General features: G+C 61.8%; 23 protein-coding genes, 1 pseudogene and 1 riboswitch. Of the genes and pseudogenes, 16 read left to right on the plus strand and 8 right to left on the minus strand.

From position 1 onward, the window contains the following. Positions 1 to 155 precede the first annotated feature (155 nt). From LPA36_RS25385 to LPA36_RS25430, 10 genes are all read left to right on the plus strand, one after another. Complete coding sequence (locus LPA36_RS25385) at positions 156 to 1,088, plus strand: family 2A encapsulin nanocompartment shell protein (RefSeq protein WP_228882836.1); 933 nt, start codon at positions 156 to 158, stop codon at positions 1,086 to 1,088. Next, a complete protein-coding gene (locus LPA36_RS25390) occupies positions 1,063 to 3,105 on the plus strand; it encodes a family 2A encapsulin nanocompartment cargo protein cysteine desulfurase (protein ID WP_407674333.1) in 2,043 nt (680 codons plus the stop codon). Before LPA36_RS25385 ends, LPA36_RS25390 begins: the two co-directional genes overlap by 26 nt. A 235-nt stretch (positions 3,106 to 3,340) precedes the next feature. Further along, the gene (locus LPA36_RS25395; RefSeq protein ID WP_228882841.1) at positions 3,341 to 4,114 is read left to right on the plus strand and encodes a GntR family transcriptional regulator; all 774 of its coding nucleotides are present in this window, start codon (positions 3,341 to 3,343) and stop codon (positions 4,112 to 4,114) included. Further along, complete coding sequence (locus tag LPA36_RS25400; RefSeq protein ID WP_228882843.1) at positions 4,114 to 5,865, plus strand: fumarate reductase/succinate dehydrogenase flavoprotein subunit; 1,752 nt, start codon at positions 4,114 to 4,116, stop codon at positions 5,863 to 5,865. Before LPA36_RS25395 ends, LPA36_RS25400 begins: the two co-directional genes overlap by 1 nt. Before the next feature lie 11 nt (positions 5,866 to 5,876). Continuing rightward, on the plus strand, positions 5,877 to 6,122 hold the full coding sequence (locus LPA36_RS25405; protein ID WP_228882844.1) for a 4Fe-4S dicluster domain-containing protein: 246 nt from the start codon (positions 5,877 to 5,879) through the stop codon (positions 6,120 to 6,122). 36 nt (positions 6,123 to 6,158) lie between these two features. Continuing rightward, complete coding sequence (locus LPA36_RS25410; RefSeq protein WP_228882845.1) at positions 6,159 to 7,586, plus strand: ABC transporter substrate-binding protein; 1,428 nt, start codon at positions 6,159 to 6,161, stop codon at positions 7,584 to 7,586. A 79-nt stretch (positions 7,587 to 7,665) separates the two neighbouring features. After that, positions 7,666 to 8,478 carry an ABC transporter permease gene (locus LPA36_RS25415; protein ID WP_228882960.1) on the plus strand — a complete coding sequence of 271 codons (813 nt, stop codon included), beginning with the start codon at positions 7,666 to 7,668 and terminating at the stop codon, positions 8,476 to 8,478. Beyond that, complete coding sequence (locus LPA36_RS25420) at positions 8,475 to 9,263, plus strand: ABC transporter ATP-binding protein (RefSeq protein ID WP_228882846.1); 789 nt, start codon at positions 8,475 to 8,477, stop codon at positions 9,261 to 9,263. Before LPA36_RS25415 ends, LPA36_RS25420 begins: the two co-directional genes overlap by 4 nt. Positions 9,264 to 9,306: 43 nt before the next feature. Next, positions 9,307 to 10,302, plus strand: coding sequence for a HEAT repeat domain-containing protein (locus tag LPA36_RS25425; protein WP_228882847.1), 996 nt, complete (start codon positions 9,307 to 9,309; stop codon positions 10,300 to 10,302). After that, the gene (locus LPA36_RS25430) at positions 10,299 to 10,589 is read left to right on the plus strand and encodes a DUF971 domain-containing protein (protein WP_267478910.1); all 291 of its coding nucleotides are present in this window, start codon (positions 10,299 to 10,301) and stop codon (positions 10,587 to 10,589) included. Before LPA36_RS25425 ends, LPA36_RS25430 begins: the two co-directional genes overlap by 4 nt. Before the next feature lie 96 nt (positions 10,590 to 10,685). Here LPA36_RS25430 and LPA36_RS25435 read toward each other — a convergent pair whose 3' ends face one another. From LPA36_RS25435 to LPA36_RS25450, 4 genes are read right to left on the minus strand one after another with little or no spacing between them, the layout of a single operon-like run. Then, positions 10,686 to 11,540 (minus strand): ABC transporter permease subunit, encoded by an 855-nt coding sequence (locus tag LPA36_RS25435; RefSeq protein ID WP_228882849.1) that lies wholly within the window; start codon positions 11,538 to 11,540, stop codon positions 10,686 to 10,688. Continuing rightward, the gene (locus LPA36_RS25440) at positions 11,537 to 12,331 is read right to left on the minus strand and encodes a taurine ABC transporter ATP-binding protein (RefSeq protein ID WP_228882850.1); all 795 of its coding nucleotides are present in this window, start codon (positions 12,329 to 12,331) and stop codon (positions 11,537 to 11,539) included. Before LPA36_RS25440 ends, LPA36_RS25435 begins: the two co-directional genes overlap by 4 nt. Beyond that, positions 12,328 to 13,350 carry a taurine ABC transporter substrate-binding protein gene (gene tauA / locus LPA36_RS25445; RefSeq protein ID WP_407674334.1) on the minus strand — a complete coding sequence of 341 codons (1,023 nt, stop codon included), beginning with the start codon at positions 13,348 to 13,350 and terminating at the stop codon, positions 12,328 to 12,330. The genes LPA36_RS25440 and tauA overlap by 4 nt, the downstream gene beginning before the upstream one ends. Positions 13,351 to 13,402: 52 nt before the next feature. Next, positions 13,403 to 13,606 (minus strand): hypothetical protein, encoded by a 204-nt coding sequence (locus LPA36_RS25450; protein ID WP_228882851.1) that lies wholly within the window; start codon positions 13,604 to 13,606, stop codon positions 13,403 to 13,405. Positions 13,607 to 13,805: 199 nt separating this feature from the next. Here LPA36_RS25450 and LPA36_RS25455 point away from each other — a divergent pair, with 199 nt between their 5' ends. The 3 genes from LPA36_RS25455 to LPA36_RS25465 all read left to right on the plus strand — a co-directional run bounded on the left by LPA36_RS25455 (position 13,806) and on the right by LPA36_RS25465 (position 16,241). Continuing rightward, positions 13,806 to 14,624 carry an ABC transporter substrate-binding protein gene (locus tag LPA36_RS25455; RefSeq protein WP_228882852.1) on the plus strand — a complete coding sequence of 273 codons (819 nt, stop codon included), beginning with the start codon at positions 13,806 to 13,808 and terminating at the stop codon, positions 14,622 to 14,624. Positions 14,625 to 14,733: 109 nt separating this feature from the next. After that, positions 14,734 to 15,456, plus strand: coding sequence for an amino acid ABC transporter permease (locus LPA36_RS25460; protein ID WP_228882963.1), 723 nt, complete (start codon positions 14,734 to 14,736; stop codon positions 15,454 to 15,456). Positions 15,457 to 15,458: 2 nt separating this feature from the next. After that, positions 15,459 to 16,241, plus strand: coding sequence for an amino acid ABC transporter permease (locus tag LPA36_RS25465; RefSeq protein WP_228882853.1), 783 nt, complete (start codon positions 15,459 to 15,461; stop codon positions 16,239 to 16,241). A gap of 289 nt (positions 16,242 to 16,530) precedes the next feature. Here the strand turns inward: LPA36_RS25465 and LPA36_RS25470 are convergent, their stop codons facing one another. Next, on the minus strand, positions 16,531 to 17,808 hold the full coding sequence (locus LPA36_RS25470; protein ID WP_228882856.1) for a D-amino acid dehydrogenase: 1,278 nt from the start codon (positions 17,806 to 17,808) through the stop codon (positions 16,531 to 16,533). A gap of 146 nt (positions 17,809 to 17,954) precedes the next feature. Continuing rightward, a riboswitch (glycine riboswitch) is annotated at positions 17,955 to 18,045 on the minus strand. 294 nt (positions 18,046 to 18,339) lie between these two features. Between LPA36_RS25470 and speB the strand changes: the two genes are divergently transcribed. Continuing rightward, on the plus strand, positions 18,340 to 19,317 hold the full coding sequence (gene speB, locus LPA36_RS25475) for an agmatinase (protein ID WP_228882858.1): 978 nt from the start codon (positions 18,340 to 18,342) through the stop codon (positions 19,315 to 19,317). A gap of 159 nt (positions 19,318 to 19,476) precedes the next feature. Here the strand turns inward: speB and LPA36_RS25480 are convergent. Further along, a pseudogene (locus LPA36_RS25480) lies at positions 19,477 to 20,479 on the minus strand (aminotransferase class III-fold pyridoxal phosphate-dependent enzyme); the annotation flags it as partial. 21 nt (positions 20,480 to 20,500) lie between these two features. Further along, the gene (locus LPA36_RS25485) at positions 20,501 to 21,514 is read right to left on the minus strand and encodes a LysR family transcriptional regulator (protein WP_228882861.1); all 1,014 of its coding nucleotides are present in this window, start codon (positions 21,512 to 21,514) and stop codon (positions 20,501 to 20,503) included. Between the two features lie 665 nt (positions 21,515 to 22,179). Between LPA36_RS25485 and LPA36_RS25490 the strand changes: the two genes are divergently transcribed. Beyond that, positions 22,180 to 23,535, plus strand: coding sequence for an NAD(P)/FAD-dependent oxidoreductase (locus LPA36_RS25490; RefSeq protein ID WP_228882868.1), 1,356 nt, complete (start codon positions 22,180 to 22,182; stop codon positions 23,533 to 23,535). A 578-nt stretch (positions 23,536 to 24,113) separates the two neighbouring features. Here the strand turns inward: LPA36_RS25490 and LPA36_RS25495 are convergent. Further along, a complete protein-coding gene (locus LPA36_RS25495; RefSeq protein ID WP_228882870.1) occupies positions 24,114 to 25,040 on the minus strand; it encodes a LysR family transcriptional regulator in 927 nt (308 codons plus the stop codon). Positions 25,041 to 25,257: 217 nt separating this feature from the next. On the opposite strand from LPA36_RS25495, the gene LPA36_RS25500 reads away from it, so the two are divergent. Beyond that, positions 25,258 to 26,766: an aldehyde dehydrogenase family protein gene (locus tag LPA36_RS25500; RefSeq protein WP_228882966.1), complete on the plus strand. Its 1,509-nt coding sequence runs from the start codon at positions 25,258 to 25,260 to the stop codon at positions 26,764 to 26,766. Positions 26,767 to 26,862: the final 96 nt, after the last annotated feature.

The raw sequence follows: 26,862 nt of genomic DNA on the forward strand, positions 1-26,862 counted from the left end.
GCTACCGAAAATCGAAGTGGCGCACGCCACCTTTCATTCCGCTTCGCATCGAGATTTACCGTCTATAGCATGTTGAGTGCCCGCACCTGTGTCTCGATAATCGATTTTGCTCGAAAGCTTTCCAGCATTTCTTCTATAGACCTCCGGAGCTTCCAATGACAGCAACAGTGGGCGGCCTGACGGCGCTCGGCGATACCGCAGCACGGCAACTAGCCAATGCCACCAAAACCGTTCCGCAGCTCTCGACGATCACGCCGCGCTGGCTCACGCATCTGCTGCAGTGGCTGCCTGTCGAAGCAGGTATCTATCGTCTGAATCAGGTGAAGAATCCCGAGTCCGTCATCGCGGCGTGCACCGCGCGCGAAGACGAAAGCCAGTTGCCGCGTACGTTCGTGCCTTATGAAGAAGAGCCGCGCGAATACTTCCTGAATGCGGTCAGCACCGTACTCGACGTGCACACGCGCATTTCGGACCTGTACAGCAGCCCGCATGACCAGATCAAGGAGCAGCTGCGCCTGACGATCGAGACGATCAAGGAGTTGCAGGAAAGCCAGCTGATCAATAACCCGGATTACGGCCTGCTTGCCAATGTCGCTGAAGAGCAGCGCGTCTTTCCGCTGACCGGTGCGCCGACGCCGGACGATCTCGACGAACTGCTGACCAAAGTGTGGAAAGAGCCGGCGTTCTTCCTGACGCACCCGCTTGCGATCGCCGCATTTGGCCGCGAATGCACACGCCGCGGTGTGCCTCCGCCCACTACCAGCCTGTTCGGTTCGCAGTTCCTGACCTGGCGCGGCATTCCGCTGATTCCGTCAGACAAGGTGCCGGTCGCGGATGGCAAGACCAAGATCCTGTTGCTGCGTGTCGGTGACAAACGTCAGGGCGTGGTCGGTCTGTTCCAGCCGGGCGTCGCGGGCGAACAGGGCCCCGGTCTCTCTGTCCGTTTCATGGGGATCAACAATCATGCGATCGCTTCGTACCTGATCTCGCTGTACTGCTCGCTTGCGGTGCATTCGCCGGACGCACTGGCGGTCCTCGATGACGTGGAGATCGGCAAGTACCATGACTATCCAGATACCTACAAGTAATCCAATGGACACCGCACTGCCGCACGACGTGCCGTCGGGGACGCCGGCTGGACTGCCTGATCCGTCGACGCTGGCGCAGCTTGCCAATGCGTTTTTCAAGGCATTGCCAGGCGGTGAAGCGCCTTTGACAACGCCAGCCAGCGTGCCGGATGCGGGGGGCGTGCTTCCGTACGCGGCGCCCGTTTTGGCGGAAGCGGGCAATCCCGCACCGGCCGGTTCGCCGTTCGCGGGTCCGGGTGGTACCGGAACTGGCATTCCGGGCGCGGCATTGCCACAAGGTCACGTGCCCGGCGGTAATCTGCTGCCGGCGGCACCGACGCATGTGCTCTCGCTCGGCAACCGTGCGCCATCGCTCGTTCCGCACGCCGTTGCACCGAACGGCGTGCCTGACACCGTCACGACCGTCGCGCCCGCGCTCGATCCGCGTTTTGGCGGCGCGGCGCTCGGTGTGTCCGAAGGCCTCGGCGCGCAGCGTCCGCCGGCAGGCGGGGCGCCTTTGCCGACGTCGTCGCCGTATTATTTTCTCGGTGAATCGGGCCTGCCGGGCGCTGCCAGCGGCGGCGCTCCGGACATTGTCGTGCCGCACTGGAACGACGTGAGCGCGCAATCGTTCGGCTTGCCAGGCGTTGATCAACCGCTTTCCGCGCAGGCCTTTCCCTATGACGCGTCCGTCGGTGCCGTACCGGGTGCGGGTGCGCCGGGCCATACGGCTTCGCGGTATTTCGTCGACGACGCGGCCGCCGCTCACGCGGCGCCGGGGCGCGGTGATGCGGTGCCACGCGTGGGCGGTTCCGCCCATCCGCCATTCGACGTTCATGCGATTCGCCGCGACTTCCCGATCCTGCAGGAGCGCGTGAACGGCCGGCAACTGGTGTGGTTCGACAACGCTGCCACGACGCATAAGCCGCAGTCGGTGATTGATCGCCTTGCGTACTTTTATGCGCACGAGAACTCCAACATCCACCGGGCAGCGCACGCGCTTGCTGGACGCGCCACCGACGCGTACGAAGCCGCACGCAGCACAGTGCAGCGTTTCATCGGCGCGTCGTCGCCCGACGAAATCATCTTCGTGCGCGGCACCACCGAAGCCATCAACCTGATTGCGAAAACGTGGGGTGTGAAGCACGTGGGTGAGGGCGATGAAATCATCGTGTCGCACCTGGAACATCACGCGAACATCGTGCCGTGGCAACAGCTTGCCGCGCAAACCGGCGCGAAGCTGCGTGTGATTCCGGTCGACGACAGCGGTCAGGTGTTGCTCGACGAATACCGCCGCCTGCTGAACGACCGCACGAAGATCGTGTCGGTGACGCAGGTGTCGAATGCACTTGGCACGGTGGTGCCCGTCAGGGAAATCGTCGAGCTGGCGCATCGTGTGGGTGCAAAGGCGCTCGTGGACGGCGCACAGTCGGTGTCGCATATGCGCGTAGACGTGCAGGCTATCGATGCGGATTTTTTCGTGTTTTCCGGCCACAAGGTGTTCGGCCCGACCGGCATCGGCGTGGTGTACGGCAAGCGCGAAATTCTCGAAGACATGCCGCCGTGGCAGGGCGGCGGCAACATGATCTCCGATGTGACCTTCGAGCGCACCGTGTTCCAGCCACCACCGGGCCGCTTCGAGGCAGGCACGGGCAACATTGCCGACGCCGTGGGTCTCGGTGCCGCGCTCGACTATGTGACGCGGGTGGGCATTGAAAACATCGCGCGCTACGAGCACGACCTGCTTGCCTATGCGACAAGCGTGTTGCAGCCCGTACCCGGCGTGCGGCTGATCGGCACGGCGCGTGACAAGGCGAGCGTGCTGTCGTTCGTGTTGAAAGGCTACGAAACGGAAGAGGTGGGCAGTGCGCTGAACGAAGAAGGCATCGCCGTACGATCGGGCCATCATTGCGCACAGCCGATTTTGCGGCGCTTCGGCCTCGAGGCAACCGTGCGGCCGTCGCTCGCGTTCTACAACACGTGCGATGAAGTCGATGCACTGGTATCGGTCGTGCGCCGGCTTTCGGCGCGTCGTTAAGTCGTCAGGTCGTTGAACAAGACCCTTTCCGCGCAACATTCGCTACACGCTCAATATGGTGCCGCCGTGAGGCTCGGCAATCGATTCGCGCGCTGCACGAGTCGATTGCCGACCCTCGATTCGCGGGCGCGTGTTCTCGCGCCCGCACACCTGCTTTTATAGATATCAGAAAATCTTCGTTTGTCGTCTCTAACGGCTTGTTTAGACTCGTTTCGTCTTGTCATAACAAGTTGCGATGACCCACCCTCTTGCCACTGTATTGCCGTTGTCGGCGGCGCCGCTCTACGCCCGGGTGAAGGAGGCGCTGCGCGCACGCATCCTCGACGGAACCTACGCACCGCACGACCAGATGCCGTCGGAGCACGAGTTGTGCGCAATGTTCGAGGTCAGCCGGATTACGGTCAGGCAGGCGCTCGGCGACCTTCAGAAAGAAGGTTTGCTGTTCAGGATCCATGGCAAGGGGACGTTTGTTTCCAGACCCAAGGCGTTCCAGAACGTGACATCGCTGCAGGGCTTCGCAGAGGCGATGTCGTCCATGGGGTACGAAATCGTCAACCGGCTGCGGCGCTTTCGGGTCGTCAATGCGGATCGCCACGTGGCCAGCCGCCTGAACCTGCCGGAAGGCGCGAAGGTCGTGGAGATCCACCGGATACGGCTCCTGAACCGCGCGCCGGTCTCACTGGAGATCACCTACGTCCCCGAGGCGCTCGAAAAGCGCCTCGCGAACGCCGACCTCGTGACGCGCGACATCTTCCTGATCCTCGAAAACGACTGCGGACTTTCGCTCGGCCATGCGGATGTGTCGATCGACGCCATCCTTGCCGACGACGAAATCGGCGCCGCGCTGCAGGTCGAGGAGGGGAGCCCCGTACTGCGGATCGAACGCCTGACCCACAGCGCGGACGGCGCGCCCATCGACTATGAATATCTTTATTTTCGCGGCGATGCATTCCAGTACCGGCTGCGCATCGATCGTGAGAAGAAACGCAGGAATGCGAGGAAAGCGTGATGAACACACATGTTCTGGAATACGACGTCGTGGTGGTCGGCGGTGGAACGGCTGGGCCGATGGCGGCAGTCAAGGCAAAGGAGCGCGATCCCTCGCTTAAGGTGCTGCTGCTGGAGAAGGCCAACGTCAAGCGTAGCGGCGCGATATCGATGGGAATGGACGGGCTGAACAACGCGATCATTCCTGGCCACGCGACACCCGAGCAATACACGAGGGAGATCACCATTGCGAACGATGGCATTGTCGACCAGTCGGCGGTGTACGCGTACGCGCGACATAGCTTCAGGACAATCGAGGAACTGGATCGCTGGGGCGTGAAGTTCGAAAAGGACAGCACGGGTGATTACGCTGTCAGGAAGGTGCACCACATGGGCTCATATGTGCTGCCCATGCCTGAGGGCCACAGCATCAAGAAGGTGCTCTACCGGCAGCTCAAGCGCGCACGTGTCGCCATCACCAACAGGATCGTCGCGACGCGGCTCCTGACCGATGCGACCGGCCGCGTCTGCGGCGTACTCGGCTTCGACTGCCGCACCGCGGACTTTTACATTGTGCGCGCCAAGGCCGTGATATTGAGTTGCGGTGCCGCCGGCCGGCTGGGGCTTCCAGCCTCGGGCTATCTGATGGGCACGTATGAGAATCCGACCAATGCCGGCGACGGGTATGCGATGGCCTACCACGCCGGCGCGGCGCTCGCGAACCTCGAATGTTTCCAGATCAATCCGTTGATCAAGGACTACAACGGCCCGGCGTGCGCCTACGTGACGGGTCCGTTGGGCGGCTTCACGGCGAACGGCAAGGGCGAGCGCTTCATCGAATGCGATTACTGGAGCGGCCAGATGATGTGGGAGTTCTATCAGGAACTGCAAAGCGGAAACGGACCTGTGTTCCTGAAGCTCGATCACCTCGCCGAGGAAACGATCAAAACGATCGAGGACATCCTTCATACCAACGAGCGCCCGAGCCGCGGGCGCTTCCATGCCGGGCGCGGCACCGATTACCGGCAGCAGATGGTCGAGATGCACATTTCGGAGATCGGTTTTTGCAGCGGCCACAGCGCATCGGGCGTGTATGTCGACGAGCATGCTCAAACGACAGTACCGGGTCTGTACGCTGCGGGTGACATGGCGGCGGTGCCCCACAACTACATGCTCGGCGCTTTCACCTACGGCTGGTTCGCCGGATGGAACGCGGCCGAAGATGTTGCGGGGCGCGCGTTTTCGCCGCTCGATGACGAACAGATTGCCGCCGAGCGGCAGCGCATCTACGCACCGCTCGAGCGCGAAACCGGACTCGCGCCCGCCCAGGTCGAATACAAGTTGCGACGCATGGTGAATGACTATCTGCAGCCGCCCAAGGTCACTCGCAAAATGGAAATCGGGCTGCAGCGCTTCGAGGAAATCAGCGCCGATATTGGCGAGATCAAGGCGGACAACCCGCATGAGCTGATGCGCGCCGCGGAGGTGCGGGCCATCCGGGATTGCGCGGAAATGGCCGCGCGCGCATCGCTCTTCCGGACCGAAAGCCGCTGGGGGCTCTATCACCATCGGGTCGACTATCCGCTGCGCAACGACGACGAGTGGTTCTGCCACACGCATCTGTTCAAGGACGCGTCCGGCAGGATGAAGAGCGCGAAGCGCGCCGTCGAAGCTTATGTGGTGCCGCCCGGCGATGGCGAAAGTCAGGCTTACCAGAAACTGCGTATTGGCGGCCGGGCGCCTGAACCTGTGCTCGCGCCGGAATCTGTCTGAACGGAGCCATCATGTCCTATACGCCTCACGAGATTTTTCAGCGCAGCACGGCACCTGTCACCGTCGACGAGGACAAATGCATTGCCGACAAGGGCTGCACGGTGTGCGTCGACGTCTGTCCGCTGGACCTGCTGGCGATCGACCTGACCAAAGGCAAGGCCTACATGAAGTTCGACGAATGCTGGTACTGCATGCCGTGCGAACAGGACTGCCCGACCGGAGCGGTCAGAGTCGAGATTCCTTACCTGCTGCGCTAACGCGGCGTTCCACAGTCACTCATACAGGGTTGTGTGATGAAAACTCTCAAATGGATGCGAGCTTTCGCGGTTCCCGTTTTCCTTGTTGCATCGATGGGCGCCGCACGCGCAGAGACGGTCCGCGTCGCGATCGGCACGCAGGATACGACGATCAATTGCGCAACCGGCGGCCTGATGATCCGCGAATTGCATCTGCTCGACAAATACCTGCCGCATGACGGCAAGTACAAGGACGTCCAGTACGACATCCAGTGGAAGGACTTCACGTCGGGCGCCCCGCTCACCAACGAGATGGTGGCCGGCAGGCTCGATTTCGGGGCGATGGCCGATTTTCCCGGCACGCTCAACGCAGCGGCGTTCAAAAAGGCGGGCAAGAAGAGCGAGTTCATTACCGTACTCTCGGGTAGTACCGAAGGCAGCGGCAACGGCATTGTCGTGCCGGTCGGCTCGCCCGTTCACTCGCTCGCGGACCTCAAGGGCAAGACGATCTCGGTGCCGTTCGCATCGACCTCGCATGCCATGCTGCTGCGCGCGATCAAGGCGCAGGGTTGGGATCCGGAAACCGACGTCAACATCATCACGCAGGCGCCGGAAGTGGCCGGCAGCGCGCTCAAGGCGCACAAGATCGACGCGCATGCCGATTTCGTGCCGTTCGCCGATCTTTTCCCGTACCGGGGTTTCGCGCAAAAAATCTACGACGGTTCGCAAACGCATGCGCCGACGTTCCATGGTGCGCTCGTCAACGTCGACTACGCGAAGCAGTATCCGGAGATCGTGGTCGCGTATCTGCGGGCAACCATCGAGGCGAATCGCCTGATGGCGCAGGACCCTGAAAAATACAGCCTGCTGATCGAGAAGGTGACCGGCATCGAGGCGACCGTAGATTATCTGTACCACGGGCCCCTCGGCCTGCAGACGCGCGACCTGACCTGGAAGCCGGAATACCGTCAGGCCGTGGCGAGTGCGATCGATACGCTCAAGCTGCTGAAAAAGACCGATGTCGAACTCGACGCCAACTCGATCATCGACGACCACTTCATCCGCGAGGCGTTCAAGGAATCAGGCCTCGACTACGCCGCCGCGCTCGCCAGCTACGCGAAGCAGCCGCTCGTGGCCAACGACGCGCAGACGGGCAAGCCAATCACCCGCTTTTACGACGTCGCCCAGATATGGGTGGAAGGCGAGAGCAAAGTACGCAGCTACGCGCAGCCGCAGGAGGCATTCGGCGCGCTGGAAAGTCTGACGAAGCAGGGCAGGCAGGTGCGTGCGGTGTTCGCCCAGGACCACGGGACCGGGTTGAAGCTTCTTGCCGGTCAGGCATGGTATGTCCGCTCCGCGAACGGGCAGATCGCGGCTTTCCTGCTGCGGACGAGCGCGGACACCTACGCGAAGCAGGTCAGCGGAAACGTCGTCGATTACGCGTCTGCGCGCGCCGACGTGGCCCAGGCCCTGGCTGCGCGTTAAAGCGGTCCCGGCCCGGCATCGCAACCCTGCGAGGAATTCAGGCATGGCAACTTCTCTTGCACCTACCGAAAGCGGCAGCATGTCGTCGGCCTCCAGCCGGCCCTCGTCTGGCATCCCTGCCGGACGATGGATCTGGCGTTGTGTTTCGCTGCTGGCCTGTGTGGGCCTGTGGCAGATCGCGGCGCAGTACAAGGTGTCGCTCGGCTTCGTGACGATGGCGAACGTGCCCGCACCCACCGATGTCGCACCGGCGTTCTGGCATCTGCTGCATTCGCCGAAACTGCCGATGCATCTCTTCTCCAGCATCGTTCGCGTGCTGGCCGGATTCTGCGCGGCCGCGGCAGTGGGTATTGGCTTCGGCCTCGCGATCGGGCGCTACCGCGCGTTCGAGGACACGGTCCTGCCATCGCTTGAAGTGCTGCGCCCGATTCCGGCCGTCGCGTGGATTCCGCTGTCGATCCTGATGTTCCCGTCTTCCGAGATGAGCATGATGTTCATCACGTTCGTCGGCGCGCTGTTTCCGATCCTGCTGAACACGATTCATGGCGTCGAAGGCGTCGACCCGCGTCTCGTCGCGACGGCTCGCAGTCTTGGCACGCGTCGCATGTCGCTCTTCAGGGAGGTGATTCTGCCTGGCGCTGCGCCCGCCATTGTGACCGGCCTGTCGATCGGTATGGGCACCGCCTGGTTCTGCCTGATCACTGCCGAGATGATTGCAGGGCAGTACGGAATCGGCTACTTCACATGGGAGTCTTACACGTTGCAGAACTACGCGAATATCGTCGTCGGCATGCTGCTGATCGGTGCGCTCGGCATGGGTAGCAGCGTGCTCGTCAAGCGTCTGGGGCTGACGCTGATGCCGTGGTACCGGCTGGGCGAGGTTCGCCGATGAGCGCCGTGCCGATCCCCGACGCGGCCGCCGGGCGCGTCGATGTACGTGCCGTCAGCATCGACGTGGGGCCGCAGAACGAGCGCTTCACCGCGCTGGAACGCCTCGACTTCACCATCGAGCCGGGCGAGTTCGTCTGGGTGCTGGGTCCTTCCGGCTGTGGCAAGTCCACCTTGCTCGGAGCGATAGCGGGGCACGTGCCGCTCTCGCGCGGCGAGATCGCCGTCGACGGCGAACCGGTCGAGGGTCCCCACCGCAACCGCGGTCTCGTGTTCCAGCAACACACGCTGTTTCCGTGGAAGCGCGTGATCGACAACGTCGCGTTCGGACTCAAGATGAACGGGCTCGGCCTCGCTGTGCGGCATCGTGAGGCACGCGATCTGCTGGCGCTTGTCGGATTGCAGGGTTTCGAATCGCGCTATCCGGCGCAACTGTCGGGCGGGATGCAGCAGCGCGTCGAGATCGCGCGGGCGTTGATCAACCGGCCGCACGTTCTGCTGATGGACGAGCCGTTCGGCGCACTCGACGCACAGACCCGCCGGATGATGCAGAGCCTGCTCCTCGATGTATGGACGCGCATGCGTACCACGGTGCTCTTCGTGACGCACGATATCGACGAAGCGCTGTTTCTCGCGGATCGCATCCTTGTGCTGTCGCACCGACCTGCACGCATCGTCGCCGATATCACGGTGCCGCTCGCGCGGCCACGCGATGACGAAAGCACGGTCGCAGCGGAGTTCATCGACATCAAGCGCCGCTGTCTGGCGCTGCTGCGCGATACCGCCTGACCGGCAATTCACACTGTTTTTTGCTTCAATCCATAGCGACCCAATGACTGATTTTTCTCCGCTGACATTCGACCCCGATACGCTGGATCCCGAGGCTGCGGCCGTGTTGCCGCGCCTGTCCAGCGACGATCCTGTGGTGCGCCGCATTGCGCTCTTCGAACTCGCGGATCTCGAAGATGAAACCCTGCTGCCGCCGATCGTCGCCGCGTTGCGGCACGACGATTCGGCCGAGGTCCGTCGCGAGGCTGCACGCGTGCTTGCGGCATGGGAGCGCGAGGAGGTCGCCGAGGCGCTCTGTGGCGCGCTGCTCGATCTAGACGAAGCGGTGCGACTCGCCGCGGCCCAGAGTCTTTCGGAACTCAAGGACGCGACGTCCGGGCCGGTGCTATTGCGCTGGGTCGCGCACACAGAGCCGTTCGTGCAGACGGCGGTCCTGCGCGCGCTGCGCGCGCTGCGTCTCGCCGATGCCTTCGATCCAGCTCTGCGCGCACTCTCGCATCCGCTCGCGGCGGTGCGTCTCGAGGCGGTCGGCGTGCTGGGATGGCTCAAGGACCAGCGGGCGCTGACGCAACTCGCGGCGGTGGCTGCGGGCGATGTCGATCCCGACGTGCGCCGGTCAGCAATAGGCTCGCTGGGACTGTGCCCGGCGCCCACGACGACGATTGTCGATGCGCTGCTCAGTGCGTTGCGCGACGACGCCTGGCAAGTGCGTGAAGAAGCCGCCACGACGCTGGGCAAACTGCGCGCGCTTCAGTCCCGCGAGGCACTCGTCGCGTCGCTCGACGATCCTTACTGGCAGGTCCGGCTGAAGTCCGCGCGTGCGCTGGGCCGGTTGCGCGACCCGGCCTCGGGACCGGCGCTCGCTGTGCTGCTGTCACATGCCATCAGCAATCTGCGTAAGGAGGCGGCGCTCGCGCTCAGCGAACTTGGCGACCGTGACGTATTGCCCGCCCTTATGCGTGTGCGGGACGACGCCGACCCGGAAGTACGCAAGGCAGTCCGCATCGCGCTGCAACAGATTGGAGATCGCCCGGCATGAGGGTGCCCGTACGCGTCGAGCTTGATTCCCGAGCCCGTACCATGACGTTGTACTGGCCCGATGCGGTGACACAGTGCCTCAGTCACGTTGCCTTGCGCCGCGCCTGTCCATGTGCGGCCTGCCGGCGTGTGCGGATCGGCGGTAACAAGGTGAGCGCGCGCGAGGACGTTGCCATCGTGAACATCCGGTCGATGGCGTATGGCGTGCAGCTCGTTTTCAGCGACGGGCACGAGCAGGGTATTTTTCCCTGGCCATTTCTCGAAGCGCTGGATGTCGTTTCGCCATGAACGGTGCGCCGTGAAGGAGGACTGCCAGGGCCAGCCCCTCGAGTCATAGCGATCCGGGCGCTGTTTCAGCGCCCGGCGATTCGCGGCAATGCCCTTTCACGCTTTCCCGCGCCACGGCACGAGACGCCGTTCGAGCGCCCGCATGCAGAGATCGAAGGTCCATGCAATCAGGCCGATCAGCACGATTCCCATCACGACGACATCGGTGCGCAGAAAGCTGGACGCGTTGAGCACCATCTGACCGAGACCGGCCGTCGCCGCCACCATCTCGGCCGCAACCAGTGTGGTCCAGCCGAAGCCGACAGCGATCCGCAAACCTGTCAGAATTTCCGGCAGCGCCGCTGGCAGCACCACATGCCGGACAACCTGAGCAAAACTGGCGCCGAGCGAATACGCTGCGTTGACCTGCTCGGCCGTCGCGCTGCGGACGCCGGCGCGCGCGGCCATCGCAATGGGCGCGAAGCAGGCGAGGTAGATGACGATCAGTTTCGCGGTTTCGTCTATGCCGAACCAGATGACGACGAGCGGCAAATAGGCAAGCGGCGGTAACGGTCGATAGAACTCAAGTGGTGGATCGAGCAGTCCGCGTGCAATCCGGCTGACGCCCATCAGGATGCCGGCGGGGACCGCTGTCAGGCTCGCGAGTGCGAATGCGCCGAACACGCGGATGGCGCTCCACATCAGGTGCTCGGAGAGCGGCAGGCCGCCCTGGATGCGGCCGTTCCATGCATCGATAAAGGCGGACCACACGGCCTGTGGCGAAGGCAGAAACAGCGGCGGAACCCAGCGAAACCAGGTTGCTGCCCACCAGAGTGTCGCGATGACGACGACAGAAGCGACACTCAGCGCAACGGTCGGGCCTTCTCCCGGCAGTCCACGGCGAGGCCTCCGACGTCTGGCCGTATGCGCCGCAGCGGCGTGAGTGGACGGTAACGATTCGATCGAACTCATGATGCGATCGCCTCGCGCGCTGCATGCGGTTCGCCGTGCAGATGTCGCACGAGCCGCTCGCGCCACGCGATGAATTCGGGCGACGACTTCACCGCGCGCGCATCGCGCGAAGCGAGAAACTGGCGCGCGAACGGCAATTCGTGACTGTCGGCGATCCGCCCCGGACCGGGCGTCATCAGGACGAGTCGCGTCGCGAGAAACAATGCCTCTTCGACGCTATGCGTGATGAAGAAAATAGTCTTGCGGGTGCGGCCCCAGACATCGAGAACGAGCTCCTGCATCGTTTCGCGGGTGAGCGCATCCAGCGCGCCCATAGGCTCGTCCATCAGCAGGACCTGAGGGTCGCTGGCAAGCGCGCGGGCGATGCCGACGCGCTGCTGCATGCCGCCGGAAAGCGCGTACACGCGCGCATCGGCGTGTTTGTCGAGGCCGACGAGCGCCAGCATTTCGCGCGCTATTTCGCGCCGGCGAGTGCGTTCGACGCCCTGAAAACGCAGTCCGAGCGCGACGTTGTCGAGGACGTCGAGCCACGGCATCAGCGCGTATTTCTGGAAGACCACGCCACGTTCAGCGCCAGGCCCGGCGATCGGTTCGCCGTTCAGCCGCGCGACACCCGTCGTTGGATCGATGAAACCGGCGAGACAGTTCAGCAGCGTTGTCTTGCCGCATCCCGACGCGCCAAGCGCGACGACGAACTCGCCGCTCTCTATGTGCAGATCGACCCCTTCGAGCGCGGCCATCGACGCGCCCTCGTAGGTCACGCCGAGGCCGCGGATCTCCAGTGTGCTCATTTCGCCGCTTGCTGCACGAAGCGCGGATCGACACCCGCCGAGTAGTCAGGCAGCACGTTTTGAATCGTGCCCTGCGACTTGAGGAACGCGGCCGTCGCTGCCAGGGACTTCGCCGCGCCACTCTGCGCTCCACCGCCGAGCCAGGTGGGCGATGCCTGTTCCGCAAGCGTTGGGAACGCGTAGAGCGCGAGACTCGCGGGGACATCGGCGGCGTTCGCGCCCGATTCCTTTGCTACGCCTTCCACTTCTTTCGACCCTGCCACCCACGCGGATTTGTGATCGCGATATTGCGCATCCGTGTCCGCGAGCACCTTGACGAGACCGACGAGAAACGCGTCATTGTCTTTCGCGAACCTGCGACTTACCGCGAAACCATCGAAGGTTGCCTTGCCCGATTCTTTCGCCACCTCGCCTGACGTGATCAGCACCTTGCCGTTCTTCTTCACTTTCGCGAGGACCGGATCCCAGATGTAGGTCGCGTCGATGTCGCCGCGCTCCCACGCCGCGGCCACTTCGGGCGGTCGCAGGTTGAGCACCTTCACGGTCGACGGGTCGACGCCTGCATCCTGCAGTGCGACGAGCGCGTGGAAGTGCGACGTCGAAACAAACGGCAGGCCGATCTTTTTGCCCTTGAGGTCGGTGATCTTCGTGACGCCCGAGCCGTCGCGGGCAACCAGCGCTTCCGCGTCGTTGATGTTATCGAGCACCCAGAAGAGCGAGATGTCTACGCCTTGCGACAGCCCCGCCGCGATTGGGCTGGAGCCTGCTTCGCCGAGCTGGATCGAACCGGACGCCAGTGCGCGGACCACGTCGGCGCCGCTGCCAAGCTTGCGGTAGGTCACCTTGTAGCCCGTCGCTTTTTCGACTGCGCCGCTCACCTGCGCGTATCGCCAGGGTACGACCATGTCCTGATAGCCGATCACGACCTCGCGCGACTCAGCGTGCGCGACACCCGCCGCCATCGCGAAGAAGGCGATGCCCGCAGCCGTCACTCGCAGCGAAGAGAACAATGTTTTCATGGATGACCCCGGTCCTTTCGATATGGTTAAGCGACCGACTATAAGCAATCCATCAGCCCGATGGTTCGAACCATTCATGCATTGCAAATAACGCAGCGGCGACGTTGCTTTGCATGTGATATTGGAAGCGGGAGGGTCGCGTCTGGCGCGCCACTCGCCAGGCGTGCCATTGCGTGCGCATCGCCGACAGCGATTCTTCTTCTATCGATATGCGAAAAAATTGAAACGGCCGCGATGCGGACTTCGCCAGTTTCATCGTTCGTCACACGAAGGGCGCGGGCACGGGTTCTATCCGGGCAGGAGGAACAGCGCATCGATGGCGGGAGCGCCTTTATTCCAGTGCTCACTTAGTACCCGACAATTTCTTGGTTCGTTGAGGCACGGTCCGTTGCTACATTGGCGCTCGCCATGCACCGCTTGAGTGCCAGCGCTATCGAACCCTGGAAGACCATCCAATGAAAATCAAATATCTCGTGCCGGCAGCCATGGGGCTGCTGTTGATCGTGTCGGGCGCGGCCCACGCCGACCGGCTGGACGACATCAGGAAGGCCGGCGTATTACGCGTGGCGACCTTCGACAGCAATGCGCCGTTCGGCTTTGTCGATCCGAAGACCAACCAGATTGTCGGCCTCGACGTCGATTACGCGAAGGCTGTGGCCGACAGGCTTGGTGTCAAGCTCGAAATCCAGCCGACCAACCCGGCGAACCGCATCGCGTTCCTGACGTCGAAGAAAGTCGATCTCGTGTTTGCCAACTTCACGATCACGGACGAACGCAAGAAGGAAGTCGATTTCAGCACGCCTTACTTCGCCTCCGGTACGCAGTTCATTGCGAAAAAGGGCGTACTGAAGACGCCTGCGCAGTTGAACAGCTTGCGGATCGGCGCGGACAAGGGCACCACCAACGAGCAACAGGTGCGCGCGCAGTTCCCACAAGCCACGATCGTCGCGTATGACGATACGCCGTTCGCCTTTGCGGCCTTGCGCACGGGTAACGTGCAGGCCATCACGCAGGACGGCCCGAAGCTCGTGGCGCTGCTTGCCAACGTGCCCGATCGCGAAAAATACGAGATCCCTGCATTCACCATTTCTAACGACTATGAGGGCGTCGGCGTGCCTAAAGGCGAGCCGCGTTTGCTCAGTTTCGTCAACGACACGCTGAAAGGCCTCGAGACAGACGGCACGGCGGCAAACATCTACGACCAGTGGTTTGGCCCGAAGAGCCGTGCGCCGTTGCCAAGGCTGTTCAAGATTGGCGATCCGCAAAAGGGCTGAGCGTCCGGCCGCTCTTTCCCGCTTTGCATGCCGTCCGGCTGAGCCGCGTTACAGTGGCCAGCCGGACCTGTCTTTTTGCTCGACTGCTCCCTGAAACTGCATGGTTCCGATGAACGGATGGCTGGCGCCGAAATACCTGGGCTGGCTCTGGCAAGGTTTTGGCATGACGCTGGGGCTTTCAGTCCTGGTGATGATCTCGGCGACGGCTTGCGGCTTTGTGCTGGCGCTCGCCCGCAGCTCGCGCGCGGCGCCGCTTCGACAGGCCGCAGCCTTTTACGTGCTGGTGTTCCGCAATTCACCGCTGATCGTGCAGCTCCTGTTCTGGTATTTCGGCGTGGCGACGCTACTGCCCGAAACCGCGATGAACTGGTTGAATGCGCCGCATCGGGTGGACTTCGGCCTCGTGTCGGTCGGCTGGCCGTCGTTTGAGTTTGTCGCCGGGTGGTTCGGGCTGACCTGCTATACCACCGCCTTCATCGGGGAGGAATTTCGCGCGGGGCTCTCCGGGGTTCCCGCCGGACAACACCAGGCGGCGTCGGCGCTGGGTTTGACGCCATTGGGCGCGTTCGTTCATGTGATCCTGCCGCAGGCGGTACGCATCGCGACGCCTCCGCTCTTCGGACAGTACATGAACGTCGTGAAGAATTCGTCGTTGACGATGGCGATCGGGCTGGCCGAACTGTCGTATGTGTCGCGTCAGATCGACACCGAAACATTCAAGACCTTCCAGTCCTTCGGTGCCGCGACGGTCCTCTACATTCTCACGATCGCCGTGATCGAAACCGGACTCGTGCTGACTCGCCGCACCAGCGCCTCTACAGGAAGAAGATAGACGTGGACCTTTCGCCGCTGCTGTCGAACATGCCGTACCTGCTGGTCGGCACCTTCCCGCATGGGCCGCTGGGCGGTGTCGCATTGACGGCGGTGATGGCCGTCATTTCAGCATCGCTATCGGCGCTGCTGGGGCTCGCAGGCGGCGTTGCGCTTGCGCTCACGCGCAACGCTGTACACATCGTCCTGCTTGCGGTGATCGGTTTTTTCCGCGCGATTCCTGTCCTGATGCTCATCTTCTGGGCATTCTTTCTGCTGCCGGTCCTGCTGCACGTCGACGTACCTGGCCTTGCCACCGTGATCTGCGCACTGGCGCTGATCGGCGGAGCTTATCTGTCGCATTCGGTGCATGCGGGTATCGTGGCCGTGGGTGAAGGACAGTTGCAGGCCGCGCTGTCACTCGGACTTACGCGCACCCAGGCGCTGCGCCATGTGGTGTTGCCGCAAGCCGTCCGGATCATGGCGCCGTCATTCATCAACCAGTGGGTATCGCTCGTCAAGGATACGTCACTTGCCTATATCGTTGGTGTGCCGGAATTTGCATTCCTTGCCAATCAGGTGAACAGCCGTCTGATGGTGTATCCGGTGCAGATATTTCTGTTTGCCGGTTTCGTCTATCTGGTTCTTTGTACGTCGCTCGACGCGTTTGCAACCTGGCTGCTCACTGGACGTTCCCGTCGACACGCTAACCGGGCAACGACGTCGATGCACGAGGGGGACCGCGCCATCACGGTCAGTTCGACGGAACAATATGGGCTGCCGGTTCGCGGAGACAGGCCGACGTAAACATGCCGCGCACATGCCCATCGCTAAAGATCGGTTGCATGCCATGTGCGTCTGGAGGCAGGTCAGGAGCCCTGGCTTTTCGCGGCATGAGCGGCCCTCGGGTAAACAGTGCCCCGATGCAAGCGAGTTTTCAGCCGACTTCTGGCACGCCAATCAAGGCCGCAATTTCAGAATTTGATACCCGTGCTCGCAAAGAACCCGCACGTATTGATGCTCAAGGAGCGCGCGACTCCAGAATCTTGAGACCCCGCGGTGGGGCGGGGTCTGTGATGTCGTCTGGAAGCGCTTATCAGACGTTGACCGGGAGGTCTTTTCGCGTTGTCGCGGGCTCCGCGCCCGTCAAACTGGACGTGCTGGTAACCACGAGCTCCGTCACAGCTTCAGCAGTCGCTGCCGAGAGCGTCCACCCTAAATGCCCGTGACCGGTGTTGTAGAAAATGTTGCGTCGACGACCGGCGCCAACCTTGGGCAACATGCCCGGGAGCATGGGGCGCAGGCCCGCCCACGGAATGACGCGCGCCGTCGACATATCCGGGAAATGCTTACGCGTCCAGTTGACGAGGGGCTGGATTCGATCTGAGCGGATGTCGCGGTTCATACCGTTTAGCTCCGCCGTTCCCGCCACGCGGAAGCGATCAGCGCCAAGACGACTGGTGACAATCTTGGCGTTGTCGTCAAGCAGACTGACCCAGGGCGCGGCTTGCTGGCTTCCTGTATCGTCCAGACAGACCGTGATCGAATAACCTTTCACCGGATAGACGTTCACGTGGTCTCCCAGGTACGCGGCGAGAGCACGGCTTCCGACACCCGCACATATCACCAGCCGGTCGAAGTTATCCGTATCCGTATGACCTTCACGCATGAACGCAATTTCAAGTTCCCCATCCGCGGCCTCGGAGATGGACTGCACGGTCGTGTCGTAGCGGAATTCGACACCCAGACGCACACAGGCCTCCGCAAGACCGCGGGTGAACTTGTGAATGTCGCCGGTCGAATCCGACTCGGTGAAAAAGCCGCCGTGGAAGTGCCCCTGAAGCGCAGGCTCAAGGGCGTGGATTTCGTCAGGCGTCACAGGGCGCCGATCAAGGCCGCCTTCACGTAGCAATGCATTGACCTTCGTCGCCGTCTCGAACTCCTTACGGGTGGCATAAAAATGCAGAATGCCACGTCGCTCAAGGTCGAAATCGATCTGTTCCCGCTCAGCAATCGAGAACAGATGCTGGCGTGCAGCGATGGCGAGTCGCACTGTTTCGATCGTGTTGCTGCGGTAGTTCGGAATCTGGCGCAGGAACTCACCGATCCAGCTGTACTTGTGCCAATCCGGCCGCGGATTCATGAGGAGCGGGGCGTTGCGGCTAAACATCCAGCGCAGGCCTTTCAACACGGTGGCGCGGCTATTCCAGACCTCAGCGTTACTGGCGGAGAGTTGTCCGCCGTTGGCAAATGAAGTTTCCATTGCCGCATAGCGATGACGTTCGAGAACGGTGACGCGGTAACCGCGACGGGCGAGGGCGTAAGCAGTCGTGACGCCGGTAATGCCGGCGCCAATGATGGCGATGTGGGACATGACATGGTCCAGTGTTCGTTGAGCATTGCCGGCCGATGCTGGCCGGGACGAATGCCCCATCTGTCCATGTACCTGAGAGTTTCGCCAATACCGGTGACGGCAGTAGCTCCCCTTCGGTGGGCGCGCATGCGCCGCTCTCCAGATGTTCTCGCTGCACGGTCCTTTTGCCTGAGAGTTTCCGGGGCGGTTGCTCCGTCGGCGTCGTCGCGGATGGACGATCTCTCCCGTGCTTCGTTGTAGAACAGCGCAAGGCTACCCTTTCAAGGATACGACGGCAAGTATTTTCAAATTGAAGAAGTCAACGTCCCGCTCGCGTGCGTGACACGCACAATCACGCTCTGGTGACCTCCAGAAATCGCTTCGGACAATCCCGATATGTATATCGGACTATTAGCATTTTTCTGTCGAAACTGTTTGCCTAGACTCCCTCCAGATGCACCGCTGGCCCGTCAAAACGGACAACGGCACAGCAGAGAAGCGGGCGCCCTGTGCACCTCGCATATTTGAATCAGCAACAGGACGAAGGCAATCATGTCTGAAAACAGCTACGAAACTGGCCGGCTCAACTTGCCGTTTGTTGGAATCTGCACGTTCGCGAAGTCTCCGCTGTGTCTTGACTGGGACAAGCTCGACGCGGACGTCGCGGTAATGGGCGCGCCCTTCGACTGCGGTACGCAGTGGCGAGCGGGCGCACGGTTTGGTCCGCGTTCGATTCGGGATGCGTCGACGCTGTTCTCCTTCGGACACGGCGGTGCGTACGATTTCGAGGACGACGTCGTTTACCTGCCCAGCGACGAAGTGCGCATTGTCGATATCGGTGATGCGGACATGGTGCATACCAACACGGAGAAGAGTCACGCCAACATCGAATACGGCGTGCGCAAGATCCTGGCGGCAGGCGCGTTGCCGGTAGTGATGGGAGGCGATCACTCGATCAACATTCCGTGTATCAATGCGTTCGAAGGTCAGGAGCCGTTTCATATCGTCCATATCGACGCCCACCTCGATTTCGTCGACGAGCGCCATGGCGTGCGTCATGGCCACGGAAATCCGCTGCGGCGTGCAGCGGAAAAAAGCGTGGTATCGGGCATGACGCAAATCGGTATCCGCAACGTGTCGTCTACCGCGCGCGAAGGGTATGCACAGGCGCGTGAGATGGGCTCGGACATAATCTCGGTGCGCGACCTTCGGCGTCTCGGCATCCAGGGTGTACTCGACCGCATTCCGAAGGGGGTGCGCTATTACCTGACCATCGATATCGATGGCTTTGATCCGTCGATTGCGCCCGGCACGGGCACGCCCAGCCACGGCGGCCTGCTGTATTACGAAGGACTCGAACTGTTCGCTGGCCTTGCGGAACAGGGTGACGTGATCGGCATCGACCTCGTGGAAGTCGCACCCGACTATGACCATTCGGGTTCAACTTCGATCCTGGCTGCGCAATTGCTGCTGAACACGATTGGCCGCGTGATGCATCAACGCAAAGTCAAACGACACCTTTCCCGTTAATTGTCTGGCGCTTCGCGCGGCGCGGCTGACGTCCTGGCCCCCAGTCGCATCGGGTGGCAAAAGGCCTTCACGACCCGGGCCACTTCGGCACTGCGCCGCCGTGGGCCGCATTAAATGTGTCACCGTCAGAACCTCGAAACATCGGGCCGACGCGCCGTTGAACACCGGGTCAGGTGCGCCGGTCTTCTGGTCGACGGACCCGGCCGCGACCATGCTGCCCGGACCGCGTACTTCGGCGAGTTGCGGCAACCTTGCCTGAATGCTGGCAAGTCGCTCCTTCAGTTGCGTGCCAAGGTTGATCGCACGCGCCGGGAGATCTTCTTCCGCGATTACGTCGAGAACCGCGCATGCTGCGGCAATTGCGAGCGGGTTACCCGCATAGGTGCCGCCGAGACCGCCCGGTTGCGCAGCGTCCATCAGGTCGGCGCGCCCGACTACGCCTGACAGTGGCATGCCGCCCGCGAGACTCTTCGCGATCGTCATCAGGTCAGCTTCGACGTCGTAGTGCTGCATCGCGAACAGCTCGCCCGTACGCGCAAAGCCAGTCTGGATTTCGTCGGCAATCAGCAGGATGCCGTACTGGTCGCAAAGGGCACGCAGCCCGCGCACGAATTCCGTGGGTGCCATGTAGAACCCGCGCTCGCCTTGCACCGGCTCGAAGATGAAGGCGGCGACACGCAGCGGATCGATGTCGACTTTAAAGCGCTGGCGCAATACCGTCCAACGCATCTTCAACGCTGATGCCGTGCAATTCACACGGATATGGCGCGTGACAGGTCTCGCCCGGGAACGGCCCAAAGCCGATCTTGTACGGAGCGACCTTGCCGGTCAGCGCCATGCCCATCATTGTGCGGCCGTGGAATCCACTGTTGAAGGCGATAACACCCGAACGGCCGGTCGCTGCGCGGGCGCTCTTGATCGCGTTTTCAACGGCTTCGGCACCCGTCGTAAAGACCGCGGTTTTCTTCGGCCGCGAGCCGGGTGCGAAGCGATTGATCTTCTCTGCGAGTTCGACGTATGACGCATACGGGACGATCTGGTACGCGGAATGGATAAAGCCCTCGTCGAGCTGTTTGCGGATTGCCGCCACGATCTTCGGATGGCGGTGACCTGCATTGTTGACGGCGATCCCGCTTGCGAAGTCGATGAAGCGGCGCCCTTCGCATTGACAGATTGATATGCATCAACGCTCGCCATGTAGCGTTCGTGCTCGGCCCCGTGTCTGATTCGGATCAGCCGGCGCGGAGGCGCGGCGGCCTCGCTTCGCCTCAGTCAACTCGGACGGTCGCCGTGCCGACGCCGCCGACGCTCCGCGCTCGACGAGAAAATCGCGAAACAGCGCGGCAACCTGCGGAAGGCGCTTATCGGACGTATGCATCACATACCAGTCTTTTTCGACCGGATTGCCGGACAACGGAAGCAGTGCCAAAAGTCCTGCCTGGAACTCGAGCGCGCAAGCGTGCAATGACAGGAAGGCGATGCCTAGACCGGCTTCCACCATTTGCTTGATTGCTTCGTTGCTCGATAGCTCCGAGCCGATATGAAGCGTGCGGCCGTCATTCTTGAAGAGACTTTCGACGGTGGCGCGAGTGCCAGCGCCACGCTCCCGCACCAGTAGATTTGCCGACTCGAGGTCCTTAAGTGAAAGTCGCCTGTGCTGCATCAGCGGGTGCGACGGAGAAGCAACGAACGCCATCGGGTGCTTTGCGAAGGCCGTGGCAACTGTTCGTAACTCTCGCGGGGGACTTCCCATTACAGCCAGATCGATCTCGTGCGTCGCAAGCATCCGGATGATGTCATCCCGATTGCCGACCTTGAAGGTCACCTTCACGTGTGGTCGCTGCTCAGTGAATTGAACGAGCAGTGGCGGAATAAGGTATTCGGCGGTTGTGATTGCTCCGATCCGCAGGGTGCCCCCGAGCTCGCCCCGCAGCGCGGCGACTTCGTCTACTCCTTCATTCCACAGGTCGAGAATCTCCAACGCGTATCGCGCAAGAAGATCGCCCGCGGCGGTGAGCTGGACACCACGCCCGACCCGCTGCACGAGTGGTGCACCTGCGGCTTCTTCCAGCAATCGAATCTGAAGGGAAATCGCCGGCTGGGTGAGGTGCAGTTCCTCCGCCGCGCGAGAGATGCTGCCCAGCTTGGAGACCATGTCCAGCGCTTTCAGCTGACGAAACGTTGCAGTCTTTAACATTAGTGAAAGCTTATATATCAAGTAAAAACATTAAATTGTATCGTCCTTGTCGCGACTATATCGTTCGGCCATGACGTCGGCAACCAACTCGTCGCGACGCATTCTCACTGAGGTAAGAAGGTTATGACTATTGAAGCCATCGTAATGAGGCTGGACGCGGCCCTGGAGCGATTCGAAGCGGCTCCCGTTTCGAAGGAATCGGTGGACCAACGGAGCGCGATTGCGCGTTTGCTGCATTCTGCCGAGGTCGAGGGATACCGTCTGGGTCTTGTCACCGCCTTGCCTGCGGAGCGACTCCACGCGGTTCTCGAGGAACAGTTTGGAGCGGCGTGCCTGGACTATTTTTCTGCGGTGGTGTCTGGAGATCAGCCGTTTTCCAACGGGACGAGGCTGCACCCGTACGACGTGGCCCTCCGCACTCTCGGTGTTCCGTGTGAGTGTGCCGTTGCCTGCGCCAGTAGTGAACCTGAACGGAGCGAGGCAGAGCGCTTCGGCATACCGACCTGCGTCCATCTGGAGGATATGTCTTATACAGTCACCGCCAGCCGACCGACCCGCAGACTTGCCTGGTTCGCGCGAGATTCGAAGGCGGCTCTCGCAACAATGAACGCACGTTGTGGAGCGTAGTCGGCGAGACGCACCACCCGGCCACAGGAAACCCGATCATGAAAATTGACAACCACAACCGCCCGTCCAGCCAGGCAGCACCGCATCGCATTGTGATCGTCGGCGGCGGTGCAGGCGGTCTGGAACTTGCCACGCGGCTCGGAAACACCGTCGGTAGGGACGGGCTTGCCAGGATCATTCTGGTGGACCGCTCGCCAACCCATTTCTGGAAACCACTGCTGCATGAGGCCGCCTCCGGACAAATCGATCCGGCCAGTCATCAGATCGAATACGCAGCTCAGGCTAAGTGGAACAACTTCCATTTTGAGCAGGGTGAGTTGGAGCAAGTTGACCGGGCGCAACGCCTTGTCATGGTCGGGGCGACCGCCGACGTGGACGGGCACGAAGTGGTTCCTCGCCGTGTCCTGCATTTTGACCGTCTGGTGCTCTCGCTCGGAAGCGTGACCAACTTTTTCGGTGTTCCCGGAGCCGAACAGCACGCGTTGAGTCTGGAGAACGTCGTCCAGGCCGAACAGTTCAGGCGAAAGCTACTTGGCGCTTGTGTGCGGGCGAACCATGTACGCGTGTCTCGCGGGCGGCAAGGCGACGCGACCGTCAGCATCAACGTCATTGGCGCAGGTGCCACTGGGGTGGAGCTTGCAGCAGCGCTGCGCAGTACTGTACGGCTTTTGAGCGACTATCGGCTGCACGCGCTGGATCCTGTGCGAGACATCCGTATCCGGTTGATAGAAAGCGGCCCTCGTGTGCTTCCGGCTCTTTCTGAGCGGATGTCCGCGCGGGCACAGGAGCATCTTGCGCGATTGCAGGTTGATGTCCTTACGGGTACTCGCGTGGCCGAAGTTCAGGCGAACGCCATTGTGACGGGGGCGGGAGAGCAATTACCTGGCGACATTACGATTTGGGCCGCGGGCGTGGCTGGACCGCCTGTGCTCAAGGCGCTGGACGGACTGGCATTGAACGGACTGGGCCAGGTGATGGTGAGTGCCACGCTGCAGACGCAGACCGATCCCAATGTCTTCGCGATGGGCGATTGTGCTGCGTGCCCCGCGTCGTCAAACGGCGGATTTCTACCCCCGCGGGCGCAGGTTGCTCATCAACAGGCCGTGTTCCTGAGTAACGCCCTGATGCAGGACATCCGTGGTCGTCCGATTCCTGCGTTCACATACCGGGACTTGGGTACGCTACTGTCGTTTGGCCGGAATGGTGCAGTCGGCCATCTTGCCAGCGGTGTTATGTCTCGAACGGTCTTCGTCGAGGGCTGGGCCGCGAGCGTGATGTATAAGATGCTGTACCGGAAGCATCTACTGGTTCTCACCGGCTTTACCCGGATGGCGCTTGATACTGCGAGTCACTGGTTGCGAAGCCGTATCAGTCCCGCCATCAAGCTCCATTAGCTTGCGACGCTGAACAAAAGCAGATTGGTTCGCCCTGGACACCGACACACGCTGTCGCGCGCGTCGGTGTCGCTTTGCGGTCTACGTACTTGTTTGCCCGTGCGCCGCGTCAGTCAACGAACCACACACGTTCGCCTCGTCTACTCCGCCCGTGAGTATCCATTCGAATCTCCCGGCAGTTGCATGCCGTGTCGCTCGCCGCGATGGTCGACGGCTCCAGTGCTTCTGCGCACCCGGACGATGCGCCGAGGGTCGATCGATAGTGACGAGGGCCCAACGGCCTCGTGCGATTCGAACGGCAATCACGGTGACGCCTTTGTCGGGGCAAGCCGGTGAGAATTTTGCCTCCCATGAGTCAGGCTATTGAGGGGGACATGGATTTTCTGATAACCACTACGAGGACCCCGGACGTGACACTTTTACTTGCGAAGCGGTGATACTTCTATTTTGGTCTACAGTCGCGCGACAAGCTGAAAGTCCAGACGTCTCACGTAATGCCCGGGACCGGAAAAGTGGGGTACGTGAGGCATCTTGCCGTCGTCCCTGTCACGCTCACCGGGCGGTAGCGCTTCGCAATCTCACGCCGTGTGCGCCGTCTGCTGGGCCAGACGGTAGCTTTCCATCAAGTCCGTCATGAATACCTGGAGGATAGTGGGGGGCACCGTGGCGCGCTTCGTGATCGCGCAAAATGGCGACTGCGAGCCGAACTGTGCCGGGCATATCTGATGCATTTCGCCGCGCGCGAGCCATCGGGCAGCATAGTGAATTGGCAAAAACCCGATGTACGCGCCCGACAGAATGAGAATGGCCTGCGCTTCGATGTTGTCTACGGTCGCTGCTGCCTTGCTGACACTGAGCATTCGCAGGTCGTGCTGCTGAAGATAGCCGCGCGCGACAACCCGGCTCGAGGCAATCGCCTGTTCCAGCGCCGCGTCGTCGGGCGACATGCCTGCGAGCGCATGACTGCTCCCGCAATAAAGGCCGTCCGGTTCGCAATAGAGATCGGTGTAGGTGAGCCCGGGTACGTGTAGCGGAAAATGCCCGACTGCAATGTGCAGACGACCATCGAGCACACGTTCCTCCAGCTCGGCGGGCGTGCCGACGTAGACATCCAGATGCACGTCATGCCCCCTCGATACGAAAGCCTGCAGTGCCTGCGGCAGAGGTGACGCCGAGTCGGTCACGGTGTTGTCGATGATGCCGAGGTATAGCCTGCCTGAGACGTACTTTTTGAGTGCATCGGTATCCACACAGAAGTTCTCTACCGCCAGTTGCAGCCGCTGCGCCGCCTCGTAAGTCGCCACGCCGTGTTCGGTGAGACGGAACCCGCTGCGCCCGCGCTCGCAAAGCTTGAGCCCCAGGCGCGTTTCGAGCGTCGTCATCTGTTCGCTGATGGTCGACTGACTGACGTTCAGGGTCGCCTGGGCGGCGGAAAACCCCCCACACCGCACCACCGTCATGAAAACCCTTAGCAGCTTGAGGTCCACGTCCTGCAACTGGATCACCGTCGTCGCTCCCTTTGCGCCTTTTGCTTCGATATTTCCGATATGAACATCTGATCCACGTGATTTTTGCCCGTGGCCGTGTCGTCCATAGTCTCTCAAAACGCCGCGCCGCCACAAGCCGCGTTTATATCGATGGTCAGGTTCAGGCGCATCCATAAGCACGAAACCGGCCCAACAGAGGCCGCGTACCAGTTAATCCGTAACACAGGAGACAATGATGGATAAAGTTGTACAAAATTACCTGGAGAAGTTCGGCATCCGGGAAGAGACGCAACGCTTTCTGACCAGGCCGCAGAGGATGTTTATTGGGGGTACCTGGGTTCCGCAAGGCGACCGGGAGTCCCTCGCGGTGCTCGAACCGTCCACCGCGGGTGTCATCACGCACATTCCCCTCGGCACGACCGCCGATCTGGATCGCGCGGTCGAAGCGGCCCGCAGGCAGTTCGACGGTGGACCGTGGCGAAGGCTCAAACCCCTTGAGCGCGAACGGCTGCTCCATCGCCTTGCCGATCTGATCGAAGCGAACGCAACGGAGCTGGCCGAGATCGAATCGATCGACGTAGGCAAATCCGTTGCCAATGCGCGTGACGTCGACGTGCAAGGCACGATCGACACCTTTCGTTATTTTGCCGGTTGGGCGTCGAAGCTCCACGGCCGCACGGTCGAGCCCTCTCTGCCTGGCGATTACGTTGCCTACACCCGCAAAGAACCGATTGGCGTCGTCGGCGTGATCGTGCCGTGGAACTTCCCGCTGCAAACCATGGCGTGGAAGGTAGCGGCCGCGCTTGCCACCGGCTGCACGACCGTCATCAAGCCGGCTGAACTTACATCGCTGTCTACGCTGCGCTTCGCCGAGCTGGTGCATGAGGCCGGGATCCCCGACGGCGTCGTCAACGTCATCACGGGGCGAGGGCGCGAAATTGGCGCGGCGATGGCTGCCCACCCTGGTATCGACAAGATCACGTTCACGGGTTCCACCGAAGTGGGCCGCACTGTCGGGCATACGGCCGTAGACGGCATCAAACGCGTCACACTCGAACTGGGCGGCAAATCGCCGGTGCTGGTGCTGGAGGACGCCGACATCGAAGCGGCCGCGCAAGCCGTAGCGAATGGCATCTTTTTCAATTCCGGACAGGTGTGCGATGCGGGTGCGCGGGTCTACATCCAGCGCGGCATTCACGACAGGTTCATTGGCGCGCTGATCGAACATACGCGCACGATGAAGATCGCGCCCGGCCTCGATCGGGACTGCTTTATCAGTCCGCTCGTTTCCGCGCTCCAGAAGGATCGCGTCGAATCCTATATTGAAGCCGGACGGCGCGAAGGCGCGGAAGTCGTGCATGGCGGTCATGCGCTGGATCGGCAAGGCTACTTCGTCGAGCCGACCATCTTTGCGCATTGCCGCAGCGAAATGAAAATAGTCCGCGAAGAAATCTTCGGTCCGGTACTGGTGACCACACCCTTTGACGATTTAAACGATGCGTTGTCGCTGGCAAATGACTCGCCATATGGTCTCGCCGCTGCGATCTACTCCAACGACCTGAACCGTGTGCACAGGCTGATTCCACAACTGCGCGCCGGCACGGTCTACGTCAATGCGCACAGCACCATCGACCCGTCGATGCCATTTGGTGGATTCAAGGAATCCGGCTTCGGCAAAGACCTCGGCCCCGAACAACTCGATCATCTGATGGAGAGCAAAGCGGTCTGGATCACGCTGCACTGAGCCGTCAATCCGCCGGTGGCGCCCGAAACGAACGTGAGCCAGGGGCTACGTGACGGGCCGGTGCTGCAGCTGGCGCACATGACCGCTCTATCTTCA

This window comes from Paraburkholderia saeva, assembly GCF_907164555.1.
In the GTDB taxonomy this organism is placed as follows: Bacteria; Pseudomonadota; Gammaproteobacteria; order Burkholderiales; family Burkholderiaceae; genus Paraburkholderia; species Paraburkholderia saeva.

What these genes read in the sequence shown, in the direction of transcription:
- LPA36_RS25385 (WP_228882836.1), top strand. Translation starts at nt 156, where the DNA reads ATGACAGCAACAGTGGGCGGCCTGACGGCGCTCGGCGATACCGCAGCA.
- LPA36_RS25390 (WP_407674333.1), top strand. Translation starts at nt 1,063, where the DNA reads ATGACTATCCAGATACCTACAAGTAATCCAATGGACACCGCACTGCCG.
- LPA36_RS25395 (WP_228882841.1), top strand. Translation starts at nt 3,341, where the DNA reads ATGACCCACCCTCTTGCCACTGTATTGCCGTTGTCGGCGGCGCCGCTC.
- LPA36_RS25400 (WP_228882843.1), top strand. Translation starts at nt 4,114, where the DNA reads ATGAACACACATGTTCTGGAATACGACGTCGTGGTGGTCGGCGGTGGA.
- LPA36_RS25405 (WP_228882844.1), top strand. Translation starts at nt 5,877, where the DNA reads ATGTCCTATACGCCTCACGAGATTTTTCAGCGCAGCACGGCACCTGTC.
- LPA36_RS25410 (WP_228882845.1), top strand. Translation starts at nt 6,159, where the DNA reads ATGAAAACTCTCAAATGGATGCGAGCTTTCGCGGTTCCCGTTTTCCTT.
- LPA36_RS25415 (WP_228882960.1), top strand. Translation starts at nt 7,666, where the DNA reads ATGTCGTCGGCCTCCAGCCGGCCCTCGTCTGGCATCCCTGCCGGACGA.
- LPA36_RS25420 (WP_228882846.1), top strand. Translation starts at nt 8,475, where the DNA reads ATGAGCGCCGTGCCGATCCCCGACGCGGCCGCCGGGCGCGTCGATGTA.
- LPA36_RS25425 (WP_228882847.1), top strand. Translation starts at nt 9,307, where the DNA reads ATGACTGATTTTTCTCCGCTGACATTCGACCCCGATACGCTGGATCCC.
- LPA36_RS25430 (WP_267478910.1), top strand. Translation starts at nt 10,299, where the DNA reads ATGAGGGTGCCCGTACGCGTCGAGCTTGATTCCCGAGCCCGTACCATG.
- LPA36_RS25435 (WP_228882849.1), bottom strand. Translation starts at nt 11,540, where the DNA reads ATGAGTTCGATCGAATCGTTACCGTCCACTCACGCCGCTGCGGCGCAT.
- LPA36_RS25440 (WP_228882850.1), bottom strand. Translation starts at nt 12,331, where the DNA reads ATGAGCACACTGGAGATCCGCGGCCTCGGCGTGACCTACGAGGGCGCG.
- tauA (WP_407674334.1), bottom strand. Translation starts at nt 13,350, where the DNA reads ATGAAAACATTGTTCTCTTCGCTGCGAGTGACGGCTGCGGGCATCGCC.
- LPA36_RS25450 (WP_228882851.1), bottom strand. Translation starts at nt 13,606, where the DNA reads ATGAAACTGGCGAAGTCCGCATCGCGGCCGTTTCAATTTTTTCGCATA.
- LPA36_RS25455 (WP_228882852.1), top strand. Translation starts at nt 13,806, where the DNA reads ATGAAAATCAAATATCTCGTGCCGGCAGCCATGGGGCTGCTGTTGATC.
- LPA36_RS25460 (WP_228882963.1), top strand. Translation starts at nt 14,734, where the DNA reads ATGAACGGATGGCTGGCGCCGAAATACCTGGGCTGGCTCTGGCAAGGT.
- LPA36_RS25470 (WP_228882856.1), bottom strand. Translation starts at nt 17,808, where the DNA reads ATGTCCCACATCGCCATCATTGGCGCCGGCATTACCGGCGTCACGACT.
- speB (WP_228882858.1), top strand. Translation starts at nt 18,340, where the DNA reads ATGTCTGAAAACAGCTACGAAACTGGCCGGCTCAACTTGCCGTTTGTT.
- LPA36_RS25485 (WP_228882861.1), bottom strand. Translation starts at nt 21,514, where the DNA reads ATGTTAAAGACTGCAACGTTTCGTCAGCTGAAAGCGCTGGACATGGTC.
- LPA36_RS25490 (WP_228882868.1), top strand. Translation starts at nt 22,180, where the DNA reads ATGAAAATTGACAACCACAACCGCCCGTCCAGCCAGGCAGCACCGCAT.
- LPA36_RS25500 (WP_228882966.1), top strand. Translation starts at nt 25,258, where the DNA reads ATGGATAAAGTTGTACAAAATTACCTGGAGAAGTTCGGCATCCGGGAA.